Raw genomic sequence first — 13,051 nt, 5'->3', positions numbered from 1 at the left:
CTGCGGAGGTAACACATCTACTTTCTTTTCAATAACAACTGTTTTGGTATGTACAGCATATTTGCTGGGTTGTATTCCATGTCCATATTTCTCTGCGTAAGCCTGCGTGAATTCTGCCCCAAAATAGAGAATGATTGCCGTATAATAGATCCAGAGTAAAATAACAATAATAGAACCAGCTGCTCCAAAAGCAGAGCCTGGATTTCCCTTCTCAATATAGATGCCTATCAGATACTTACCCAAGCTAAACAGCAAGGCGGTAAATAAGGCACCAATAATTGCAGGCTTCCATTTAATAATCACATCCGGAAGCACTTTAAATATAATTGCAAAAATAGAAGTGACCACAGCCAGCGTGAGGGCATTGGTGAGGATCAGCATAAAGAGTTCGGATACTTTTTCGATCCCAACCTTGGAAGCCAGCCCTCCAAGTTTGTTGCCCAGCCCTACAACAATACTGTTCACAATCAAAGTAACAAGTAAAAGAAAGCCAAGAGAGGCAATCAACGAAAAGGAAAGCAGTCTGTTGATAATGAGCTTTTTCCAGCCCTTTTTTGGGATCGCTTTTACTTTCCAGATCAGATTAATGCTGTCCTGTATTTCAACAAAGATCGCTGTTGATCCAATAACAAGAGTTGCCACTCCAATGATCAAACCAATAGTGCTCCGGCCAGATAAATTTGCATTGATCACGAAGCTTTGCAACTGCCTGGTCGCCGGTTCGCCAATCATATCATTGATCTCTGCAAATAGCTGAGTATCCGGATCAAGTTTATCGCCAAAGAACAGACTGGCTGCTGATATGATGATCATAATCAGTGGTGTGAGAGAAAATATGGTATAATAAGCAAGTGAAGCACTTAGCTTGGTGACCTTGTCATCAATAAATCCGTTTCCGGCCGCTAAAAATAGATTGCCCAGGGCTTTGAAAAAATGTATGATCTTTTTAATGATTGTCATGAGCTTAAATTAGAAAGGATATCCAATTCCGATATTATAAACCAGGTTGTCTTTACGCCAACCACTATCGCCAAAATCAATTTCATTAAATACCCAGCGCTTACCCGGTTCATTATAAGGCTTGCGTACAGGGAAGGCTACATCTAAACGAATGACGAAAATAGAAGCATCAACACGCAGCCCGGCACCAGTACCTACTGCGAATTCGCTCAAAGCATTTTTAAAATCAAAACCTGATCCCGGACGTGACGGAGTACCTGGGCTGTCGGCGGTGGCTGGTGTACCCAAATCCTCTTTTCTAAGCCATACGTTTCCTGCATCGGCAAAAAGAGCCCCATATAATCTACCCGCCAATTTAAACCGCAACTCTGAACTGATGAGCGCCTTAATGTCTCCGCTTTGGTCTACATAGGTTGTATTGGCAACTTTTGGATCATTTTTATAATAGTATGTTCCCGGTCCGATAGATCTGGCTGCCCATGCGCGGATATCATTTGTTCCCCCTGCAAAAAACTGACGAACAAATGGAAGACTGGTTTGGTTACCGTAAGCATAACCGTAGCCGATGTCTATCCGGTTTGCCCAGATTATATTCCTGGTGAGTTTGTAATAATCCCGAAAATCTGCTTCCATACGTACATACTGGTTGATCTGCTGTCCAAGTATGGCCTTTTTTCCTTCCGAATTTCTTCCGGCAAATAAGCCCCAGACATTTCCACCGGTTTCCAGTGTACCATTAAAATAAATATTGTTCTTTCTGTAATCTTCAAACTGGTTAGTGTAGGTAAAGCTATAATTACTTCCAATGATAAATTGTTTCTCGATCACATTTCTTAAGCCGGGGATTACATTCAGTAAACTATCTCTTTTCGTCGTATCATTAGTTAAACTGGAAGTCACATAATTAACGGAGATGGGGTTAAACGCATGTTCTTTATATTGGTTTTCATTCCATTTGTAACCATATTGGGCTTTAAAAGAATTGATGTCATATAAATAGCCCCGGTGAAGCCGCTGATAGGTCAAAGAAGCAATTGTTTTAGGAATATAAGCATTGGTGCTGTTGATGCCTTTAAAAGGTGTGATAAACCTTGGAAAAGTCAACTTTGCTTCCCCTGTTAGGGAAAATGAGTTCAGGCCTTGTGATTGTCCACCTACCTGAGTCTCGAAACCCCCGCTTGCACTTAAATCCAGTTGTTCGGCACCTCTGAACAAGTTTCTGGTCGTTTGGGTAACTTTTACTTCTGAGCCCATAAAGTTGTTCGACTTACTTGTTCCTGTTACTGAAAAGGTAAGAGAGTTCTTTTTTAGCGGGGTAAGAAAGATATTCAGATCCAGCTGGTCGTTCTTAAAGCTGTCGAGAGGGATGAATTCTGCTTTTACGGATTGAAAGACTCCGATATTGACCAAACGGTTCAATGTTTGACTGTGGTCTTTTCTATTGTACAGTTCTCCTTTCTTGAAGAAAACCAAGCGGTTAAAAAGCGGGTCTTTAAACGTGTGTTTAGGATCGTAAATTTTAAAGTCATTGTAAACAGAAGGCGTAGATTTTCTTAATGCACTGTCCCTTCTGATGCTATAATTCGGGTAAATATTGATGTTGTTAATGGTATAGGGCTTAAGTCCAGCATCCGGCGCAATTTCTTTAATCCGGATGCGGATATCGACCAATTGTTTTCCAACTGTACTATCCACTTGAAGGATCAGATAATCTGGGCTGAAATAAAAATAACCATTTTCTTTAAGGTCATTATCTATGCGGATGCGTTCATTTTTAAATACATCAAGGTCATAGTTATTGCCAGGTTTTAATAAGGTTTTTCCTTTGTTGTTGTTGACAATTTTAGCGAGTGCGCCGCTACTGTCAGGAGGAAAAGAAACACTGTTGATTTTATACCTGATTCCTGTATTTGCAGTGTATACAGCTTTTCCCTTTTTCCCTTTAACAACAGTGTCGCCCATGACATCAGACTGAAGATAGCCTTGACTGATCAGATAGCTTTTAAGTACAGCATTGTTATATGGGATTTTTACCTGACTCAATAATACTGGAGGTTCGCCCATCTTGGTACGCAGCCAATGCCGGAACCCTTTGGGTTTCTTGGGTTCTCCGGCCAGGTTATAAAAGCCGAGTTTGTATTTAATTCCCAAAATTGATTTATTCGGGGTTGGCCTGGTCTTATCTTCCAATGTGCTTTTGACCTCCTTCTGATCTGCTATTCTTACAGAAGAATCAGGATTGATCTTTACTTCGGCCCCGGTGTATAAAATCTCTCCCGGTTTGAGTCCCTTGGTGCTGCTGCAGGCAGCCCAAATCAAACAACTCAGTATACATAGGATCGGTTTAATTCTTTTTTTCATCTTTTGGCTTCTGTTCTACTCTGTTTCTTTTCTTTTTGGAGAATTTTTGAAATACTTCTCTGAATTTGTTATAGTCTACCACAAGGGCGAAACCAATACCGGTTTCAATCAGCTGACCTTCAATAACGCCTTCTGTTTGATTTCGGCGATATGCTCTTAACCGGTATTTTCCATCTTTGGAAAGCAGGTATTCAATATTGACGTTACCGGCAATATTGGTTGAATTTCCTTGCTGCTGGCCTTCTATCCCGAAAGAACTACCCACCGTGACGATCAGCCTGTCGCTCAATAGTTTTTTAGACAAACCTACTTCAAGCGCGGTATTGTTGGCAACTTGCCCGGAACTATAATCTTGTGAAGAATTAATGCCAAAATTAATATCTACTCCTTTTACCAGATCTGAAGCAAGATTATTGAGCTGTTCTGTGAGGAGTTTACTTACGCTCGACCGCGCAAAGTCGGTAACCAGTCCGTTGCCATTTCCTCCAAGGCTCTGGAATGGGTTATCTGCAATGAATCTGCCCAGAACAAGCAAAGCAAATACCTGTTTGTTTAGTTCACCTTCATCACTGTTTAGGGCCTGAAGCCTGCCGTAAACGGATCCATTGAGCGCTCCTCTTTCGTTTTCCGGAAGATCTATTTTAAACTTAATGGTTGGCTTAAGCAGCTCACCGGTCATCATCAGGTAAACCTGAAAGGGCAGTTTGTTTTTTGCTTCATTATTGCTAGGATCATTCAACAGATCGGCAGGAGGGGCACTAACTTCATATAGAGCTGTTAAATCCACATTTGCACTGGTTGGATCGCCAGTCCATACTATATTGCTGCCTTGCTGTAATTTGAAACTCTTCTTAGCAGGTCCTACAGTAAGGTTGTAACTCCCATCGGAAACATCATAACGGCCTGTCAGACTGGTTTTTCCGCTTGGGTCCATCGTCGCAGTAAGGTTTGCCTGTCCTTTTACTTTTAAGGCATCGCCATTGCCAGGGTCCACCACCACGTTAAGTTCGGCACCCGGGTCAATTTGAATAGTCGCACTTAAATTTATGCCCTTAATTGGAGCTTTACTTACAGAATCTTTTACTGAAAGAGCCTTTTTGCCATTATATGGAGGAGCACTAAAGTCAACAAATTGTACGATACCTTCCTGATCGATTACTGTAGGATCATCAGGTGGCATAGCAAAGAAGAATTTGGTTTTATCTTCTACTTTAATGTTCATGTTTACATCTGGCTGGTTCAGGTCGCCACGCACTTTAATAGTACTGGTTAGATAAACAGTACCATAGATCATTTCATTGTCTGCAGATGTAGAGTTCAGCGCTCTGAAATTATTGGTGCGGATATCCATATTGAATTTGAAATCCCGGTAATTTGAAGTTAAAATTCCTCCGGTAATTACGGCTTTTTGATTCAAAGAATCCAGAATTGTAAATTTATTGAAATTGATACCGGTATCTGTAAAACTAATGGTTTCGTCAGGCATTCTAAAGAAAGAATTTACATAAGCTACATTGAAGCCAGCCTGGTTGAACTTAATGTCACCTAATACTTTTGGTGCATCCAGTGAGCCTTTAACCGATAGTTCTCCACTTACCGTACCTGTCCCTTTTCTGATCTGTCCCATAGAAAGACTTTCTATGGATTTGAGGTCTATCTTATCAATATTCAGTGTCAGATCCAAAGCACTTTGTGGAGCGGTATAATAGAAACCGCTTGCCCGAAGTTCATGGACACCTGATAAAGCGATATTGGTTTCATAAGCATTTTCAGTATTGTTGTTCACTGCAATCCTTAAGGTGCCGAGCATATCTTTCTGGTACCGCAACTGGTCAACGGTTAGATTAGCTTCGAATTTAGGTGTGTTCACCAGATCTTTAACATTTACAGTTCCGTTAATCGAACCACCAACAAGGGCACTGTCTGCCTCTGCAAAGCGGGTAAGTGTTTCTATTCTGAAGTCTTTAAATTCTACCTTAAGGGGAGCATTTGGGATGTTGCTTTCACTATTGATACGCAATTCCTGTCCGCCGTTGCTGATGTTGAATTGATTGGCCAGGACACCTGACTGCCCAAACTGAAGATAATTTTCCGGTGCTACAACCCACTTGTCGTAGTTAAGTAATAGCTTTTGAGGATCCAGGCTAAATCTGTAATCTTTGTTGATGGATTTAAAGAGCCCTCCCAAAACGTATTTGTCCTTGCGTTTGCTGTCGCGCAGATAAATGTTTAAATTCAGGTCATTGTTTACTGCGGCTCCACTGATTTCATTATTGAAGAAAGCCAGTGACGGGCTTTGCAGACTCTTTATAGTCAGTTTATAATTGAGTTTCTGGTTATCATTATTAACATTCAGCCGGGTACTGTCTATTTTGTAAGTCCCATAAACCACCTGTGGAAAAGAAGCATTCATAATCAGGCTGTCCTTTTGTGTATCCAGTAAGCCATTCATCCTGGAAGGAGCAAAGTTGGTCAGTTCCGGAACAAAGTTTTTTAAAATCTTCGGGTTGTAAAAATTCACATAAAACCTGAAACGTTGGTCCGGAATTTTGGTTACCTGACCAAACTGATAATATTTATTGATTTGATTGATCACTGCAGCACCTAAATTGGTCAGTTGATATTTGCCGTCAATTTTTGCTCTTAGGAATTCAGATTTCAACGTAAGCAGATTGTGAGTTGCCGAGGCTTCAGAATGGACTAAAATGGTGTCTACATTAAAACGCTGTCCTTCTTTTACGACCTGCAAACCATTTACAGAAACATCACCATTTAAATAATCCGGATCTGCAGTTTTTATATCTGCTTTGATCAGGCCGGCAAGTTTAAATTCTGTCGTACTAAAATTAAGCTTCTGGAGGTCTACCTGTTTCAGATCTGCATTGGCTTTAACCGCAGGGTATTTGCCTGCCATATCTACCAGTGCCTTCAAGTTAAAATTAACATTGGTATCGGCCATACTGCCTTTAATATCAAGTTTTTGGGCCGCATAGGTGCCACTCAGTAGCAGGTTTTTGTAGGTGTATTTGTTATAATAGGCATTGAGTACCTGTGCGTTGAAGCTGGCAGTTGCTCTTTTCGCATCAAGACCCGTGCCTTTAACAGAGGCTTTTGCTGTCAAACGACCTAGCTGTGGCTGCATTTTCAGTAGCCTGCCTACGTTGAAATTATTCAGGTCAACATCAGCGGTATAACTTTCCCTGCCTTTGGGGCCTTTCATGGAGGCCAGTAATCTGGCAGAACCCATATCGGTGTTGATGTTAAATCCAGTACTGAAATTGGTCATAGACCCTTTGAATTTACCTGTTGCACTTATCGCATTAGGTAAGGTAATGTTAGAAGGAAGCGATTTCTTAGGGATCAATACCAAAAGATCACTTTTGGTTAGGGAGAATTTTTTAACGTTGAGGTCCAGAAAAGTTTTATTTACATCAGGGAGGCCTTTTGCGGTACCGTTAATGTCAATCTGAGTGCTTTTTAATCCACTGATCTGTAAGCTTGGAATTACCAGATTATTCATATAACCATGAGCAACAGCATTGATCTTGATTTTTTCGTCCCGGTAATTTGCCGGAACAGCATCGCTAAAATAAGTGGCATCTTTCAAACCTATAGTCGTATTTTTAACCTGAAGATAGATTTTTACGCGTTCCGGATGTTTGGTCAGATCATCCATAGAGGTGTAATTGAGCTGGGTATTGTTTTCTATGGAGGTGTTTGGAGTTTTAATTAGTAAATTGCTGACTTTGATCTGCTTATCCGAATAAACAACTTCTCCTTTAAGTTGCTTCAGCTCGAAACCGCTCTTTTCAAGGAATTTTCCATCTTTGACATTTACTTTAATCCCTGCATCGCTATAGGCAAGTCCTTCGGCGTTCAAACCCAGTTTTTTTATTCTTAAATGGTTGTAGTCCATTCCTTTTATAGGTTTAGCAGCTAGATTGTCAAATTGAACGTTATTTTCTGTCAAACTCAGGTTTTTGATCAGCAGCGCAAGAGGGGAGGATGCTGCAATTGTATCTTTTATATTCTTTGCATTTTTTGTGGGGCTTTCTGGCCTGAAGGCAAAATGTATATCTGATTTGTTCAGGATGGCCTGGTCAGCCTCATATTTCCCCTTCGTAACATCTGCAAGAAGTTTGGTCATAGAGAATTCCCTAAGGTCGAGATTGGCTTTTGTGCTGTTTGCAGCCATTCCAAAGATGACCTTTGATTCATTGATCTTTGCTTCTTCAACCTTATATTTATTGTTGGTCAGATCAACGATCAGCTGGGTTAACGCCAGTTTGTTCAAATCAACATCCGCATCCATTTTAGACAACTGATCCTTAAACAGAATTTTCACATTGTTAAAAGCAAAATCCTGGATTTCAACCAGGGGAAGTTTTCCCGTGGCAGTTTTTGCAGTGTCAATACTATGTTCTAAATGGGCTTTTAGCTGGGTGAGGGGCTTTTGCTGCAGATAATTTAAAGAGGTATTCTTTAAGCTGAGTTCTTTAATTACGTAATGCTGGTGGTCCAGATCAAAATCTTTTATCCTCGAAGTAAATTCGCCTAAATTTAGTTTTACATTATTTCCGGCTACATCATCCCGGTACACAATCCCAATGTCCTTTAAGGAAATTTTATCTAAGGAAAACTTCAGCGTTGAGGTGGTGTCTTTCTTCACTTCTTCATCAGGCTTTTTCTGTTCTGACATAAAAGCATCCGCAAGAAAGGAAAAATTAAAGGTAGTGTCCGGATGGATCCGGGTTACGTTTGCCCTGATTTTTTCCAACTCGATGTTGTTGATCTCCACTTTATTACTGAGGAGTTTAAGCAGGCTGATGTCTACTGCTAACTTCTGCGCGTACAGCAGTGTATCTTTTTTCTGATCCTCAATATAGAATTTGTTAAGTACGATATCTTTTGAAAAAGCGATTTTGATACTTTCCAGGCGAACTTCAGTGTGAGTTTTATTTTTGAGATAGCTGATGGCCTTATCTTTCACAAAGTTTTGGACAGCAGGAATGTTTAAAGAGAGTATAATTGATACCATCAATACGATAATTATGGATAGAATCCATAAAATAACCTTTAAACTTTTACGTAGATATTTATTCAAGTGAAATACAGATTGATTGATTAATGATAAGAAATTTTAACTAAAATCATGCCATTGAATTGCGTTTATTGATAGATGGAACAAAGATTTTGGTTGTTTTGTTTAGAAATATGTATGTTTAAATATGAATAAATTGAATTTGACGATCAATTATGAGTCTTATAAAGACTTTAATGATTTGGAGGAGAGGGATCAAATACTCTGTGCGAAATCTGAAGAGGCGCTGGGAAGTTCCTATTCGCCTTATTCCGGATTTAAAGTAGGGACGGCTATACGCCTTGCAGATGGAAGAATTATTTTGGGCAGTAACCAGGAAAATGTGGCCTATCCTTCTGGTCTTTGTGCAGAACGTGTGGCTTTGTTTGCCATTGGTGCAACATATCCCGGAGTTGAAATAGAAAGTATGGCCATTACAGCTTATACGGGGCATTTTAAAATAGAAAAACCCATAACCTCTTGTGGTGCGTGCCTGCAGGTCATGGCTGAGTTTGAGCAGAGACAGAAAAAAGAGATCGATGTTTTGTTTTACTGTATGAACGGAGAGATTTTAAAGGTAAAAGGAATACGGAGTTTGTTGCCATTTGTGTTTATTGAAGATCGTTTATCAGGCTGATTTCAGATGATTTTGCTTATCTTTGCGTTCTCAATGAATTGTTAAAAACTTCTGTTCAGAAATTTCAATTCATCAGTTATATTTACAACATCCAACATCATTTTAATGAGCGAAGAACTAGAAGAAAACGTTAACGAAGAAAATAAGCACAACATAATCCCTATCAATGGGCTTTATGAAAACTGGTTCCTCGATTATGCTTCTTATGTAATCCTGGACCGCGCAGTTCCCCACATTAATGACGGGTTAAAACCTGTACAGCGCAGGATCATGCATTCACTGAAAGAGATGGATGACGGGCGTTTTAATAAAGCCGCAAATGTAATTGGTAATACGATGAAGTACCATCCCCATGGAGATGCCTCTATTGGAGATGCTATGGTGCAGATTGGACAGAAGGACCTGCTGATTGACTGTCAGGGAAACTGGGGTGATCCGGTAACCGGCGATAGTGCGGCGGCCCCACGTTATATAGAAGCCCGTCTTTCTAAATTTGCTAATGAAGTTGTTTTTAACGCAGATACAACCATCTGGCAGCTCAGCTATGATGGAAGAAATAATGAACCTTTAACTCTACCTGTAAAGTTCCCCTTGCTGTTGGCACAGGGGGCTGAAGGAATTGCCGTTGGTTTAGCCACTAAGGTGATGCCGCACAATTTCGTAGAGTTGCTGGACGCGTCTATAGAAGCGCTTAAAGGAGAACGCCCTAACATTCTCCCCGATTTCTTTACTGGGGGTATGGCCGATTTTTCCGCCTATAACGAAGGAATGAGAGGAGGAAAGGTCAGAGTTAGGGCTAAGATCACGGAAAAAGACAAAAAAACCTTGGTGATCACAGAAATTCCTTTCAGTACCACTACAGGTTCTGTAATTGACAGCATTTTATCAGCAAATGATAAAGGCAAGATCAAGATTAAGAAAATAGAAGACAATACGGCTCAGAACGTAGAAATTGTAATTCAATTGGCGCCGGGTATCTCTCCGGATGTAACTATTGATGCTCTGTATGCTTTCACATCCTGTGAGGTGTCCATTTCACCAAATACCTGTATCATTAAGGAGGATAAACCTCATTTTATGAGTGTTAATGATATCCTTATTGAAAATACAAAACACACGAAGGCCCTGTTGAAACAGGAACTGGAAATCCGTCTTTTCGAACTGGAAGAGAAAATTTTCTTTAGTTCTTTACTGAAGATCTTTATCCAGGAGGGGATGTATAAACATCCTGATTATGAGAACTCCGGAAATTTTGACGGTGTCGTTGAAGTGTTAAATGTATTGTTTGAGCCGTTTAAGGCAAAACTATACAGAGCGATTCTTCCGGAAGATTTTAAGAAGCTGATCGATAAGCCGATGAGCAGCATTACCCGCTTTGACGTTAAAAAGGCGGATGAGCAGATGAAAGCCCTGGAAGATGAAATCAAAGTGGTTAAAAATCACCTGAGACATCTGACAGATTATGCCATTGCCTGGTACCAGAAATTGAAAGACAAATATGGTAAAGGACGTGAACGTAAAACGGAAATCCGTTTGTTCGACAGGGTGGAGGCTTCTAAAGTGGCCCTGGCCAATGTCAAATTGTATATGAATATAGCAGATGGGTTTATTGGAACCGGTTTGCGAAAAGATGAATTTGTTGCAGATTGCTCCGATCTGGATGAGATTATCGTATTCAGGGAGGATGGAAAATGCATTATTACCAAGGTTGCCGATAAAACTTTTGTTGGAAAGGGAATCATCCATGCGGCGGTATTCAAGAAAGGCGACGAGCGTACCATTTATAATATGATTTATAAAGATGGAGCGAGCGGGATTTCTTATATCAAACGTTTTGCTGTAGTAGGTGTAACCCGTGATAAGGAATATGATCTCACCAAGGGAGGTAAAGGATCTAAAGTGCTTTACTTTACTGCAAATCCTAATGGAGAGGCTGAGATTGTTAATGTTCAGCTGAAACCACACACCAAGCTGAAAAAGCTGGTGTTTGACCTTGATTTTGCAGAGATTGCAATTAAAGGCCGTGCCTCACAGGGAAATATTGTATCCAAGTATCCGATTAAAAAGATCATCTTAAAGACTAAGGGGGTATCTACCTTATCCGGGCTGAAGATCTGGTATGATGATCTGCTGCGCCGTCTTAATGTAGACGGCAGAGGGAAATACCTGGGGGAATTTGATGGTGACGACAAAATACTGCAGGTACATAAAGACGGTTGGTATGAACTCAGTACTTTTGAACTGAGTAATCACTTTGACGCTGACCTGGTCCTGATCCAGAAATTTGATCCGGAAAAACCTTTCGCGGTTGTACAATATGAGGGTAAAGCCAAGAACTACTTCATAAAGAGATTCCTTTTCGAAAGCATTGGTGTTGGTAAAAAACTCAGTCTGATCAGTGAGGAGCAGGGCTCAAAGTTTGTTTATCTGACGGGTAACCCTGCCGCCAGATTAACGGTGGATGTACTGAAAGGTAAAACGCAAATTCCGGAGACACTGGAAATTGTGCTGGCCGAATTCATAGATGTGAAAGGAATCCGGGCCAATGGAAACAGAATGACACCTCACGATGTTAAAAACATTGAAATTTCGGATCATGAAGAAATTGAACCGACAGATGAGACCGCTGTTTCCCTGGATACAGATCAGTCTGCGGAGGAAATAACAGAAGCTGATGGTTCAGGAGAAGGGGAGCAAGCACCGGCAGAGATGTCAACTGAAGTTGAACCAGAGCTTATTGCAGAAGTTTTGGAGGTAAAAGAAGAAGTCGAAATTATTGAAGTTCAGGAAGCGGTTATTGCAGAACCTGAACCTGCAACAGAAGAAGAAGATCAGCCAGCGGAGCCGCCAGTTAAGGTAAAACCGAAGTTTGTGAGTCAGAAGCCGACTGAAGCACCGATACCTGAACCAGTTAAAAAGGTAAAGACCGTTAAAGAAAACACAGGAGACGAAAAGGAAGCAGTAGTTAAAAAGAAAATTAAATTCGAGATCACCAATCCAGATGACGTCGATATTGATGACAAAGGACAGCTAGGACTATTCTAATCATCATCATCTTTTTTCTTCTGTTCCAATTTCACAAAAGCACTTCTTCTTGGGGGTGGCATAATAGAATGTTCCCCTTTTATTGATTTCCAGATCACTTCATTAAGATCAAGATCAGGAGCGGAATCTTCTTTTGCAAAGTTCCATTTTTCGGAACGTTCCATGCTTTTATTTTGAACCAGGTTACGTTGTTCCATGTCAATAAGAGCAGGTTTAGCTTTGTAAGGGCTCAAGTCTGGTTTGTTGGTAAAACAATCGAATAAGGGCATTGCAGCTGCGTCGTACTGGCTCATAGGAGGAAGTCCCAGGATGAGCTCCATTGTTCTCAAAATACCGGAGGTAGAGTACATGGTATGATTTACACTGCCTTTTTTAATATATGGACTGATCACAAAGGCAGGTGAACGGTGTGCATCAATATGATCGGGACCATTTTGCGCATCATCTTCCAAAACAAAAACAGCAGATTCGGCCCATATAGGGCTTTCAGAAAGATGTTCAATCAATTGTCCCAATGCCAGGTCGTTATCAGCAACTGCCGCGGCAGGGCTGATCTTTCCCTTTTTCTGGCCACTGGTATGATCATTTGATAAACGTATAGTATTGAATTGAGGAACTGCATTCACAGAAAGTAAGGAATCGAAGTCCTTTTTCCAAACCCTTACCCGTTCCACATCTTTTATGTCCAGGTTAAAACCCGGAGCATTTTTGCATATATGTCCTTCCAGCGACTTGATATTTGCCTTCCCATTGTCGGCAAACTCTCCGTAGCTTCTGTAAGACAATCCTGCCCGCTGGCAATAATCCCAAATAAAGCCATCCTTAGGATACGCGATTTTCCTGCTGCCCTCGAAATCATAATTTCCACCCCGGCCACCATAACTAATTGGCCAGGTTTTTTCTACAAAGTCAGTTGCATAGGCGGCCGTACTCCAATTGTGGCCATCAGCACTCACCTCTGCATCCAC

6 protein-coding genes are annotated in these 13,051 nt (G+C 40.8%); 2 read left to right on the top strand and 4 right to left on the bottom strand.

The annotated features are described in order from the left end of the window. The 3 genes from VNZ46_RS11120 to VNZ46_RS11110 form a co-directional block, all read right to left on the bottom strand. The coding region (locus VNZ46_RS11120; protein WP_325560229.1) for a YihY/virulence factor BrkB family protein at window positions 1-960 on the bottom strand (960 nt) is incomplete at its 3' end. A 9-nt stretch (window positions 961-969) separates the two neighbouring features. Continuing rightward, entirely contained in the window at window positions 970-3,321 is a 2,352-nt protein-coding gene (locus VNZ46_RS11115; protein ID WP_325560228.1) for a BamA/TamA family outer membrane protein, read from the bottom strand. Beyond that, a complete protein-coding gene (locus VNZ46_RS11110; protein WP_325560227.1) occupies window positions 3,305-8,359 on the bottom strand; it encodes a translocation/assembly module TamB domain-containing protein in 5,055 nt (1,684 codons plus the stop codon). The genes VNZ46_RS11115 and VNZ46_RS11110 overlap by 17 nt, the downstream gene beginning before the upstream one ends. Window positions 8,360-8,549: 190 nt before the next feature. On the opposite strand from VNZ46_RS11110, the gene VNZ46_RS11105 reads away from it, so the two are divergent. Both VNZ46_RS11105 and VNZ46_RS11100 read left to right on the top strand, forming a co-directional pair. After that, window positions 8,550-9,038 (top strand): cytidine deaminase, encoded by a 489-nt coding sequence (locus tag VNZ46_RS11105; protein WP_325560226.1) that lies wholly within the window; start codon window positions 8,550-8,552, stop codon window positions 9,036-9,038. Between the two features lie 105 nt (window positions 9,039-9,143). Next, the gene (locus VNZ46_RS11100) at window positions 9,144-12,083 is read left to right on the top strand and encodes a DNA gyrase/topoisomerase IV subunit A (protein WP_325560225.1); all 2,940 of its coding nucleotides are present in this window, start codon (window positions 9,144-9,146) and stop codon (window positions 12,081-12,083) included. Here VNZ46_RS11100 and VNZ46_RS11095 read toward each other — a convergent pair. Further along, the coding region (locus VNZ46_RS11095) for an alkaline phosphatase family protein (RefSeq protein WP_325560224.1) at window positions 12,080-13,051 on the bottom strand (972 nt) is incomplete at its 5' end. The two genes, VNZ46_RS11100 and VNZ46_RS11095, sit on opposite strands and share 4 nt — an antisense overlap.

Source organism: Pedobacter sp., assembly GCF_035566355.1.
Lineage (GTDB): Bacteria > Bacteroidota > Bacteroidia > Sphingobacteriales > Sphingobacteriaceae > Pedobacter.
The sequence above is the reverse complement of the archived record's forward strand: the minus strand, read 5'-3'. Positions and strand labels throughout refer to the sequence as shown.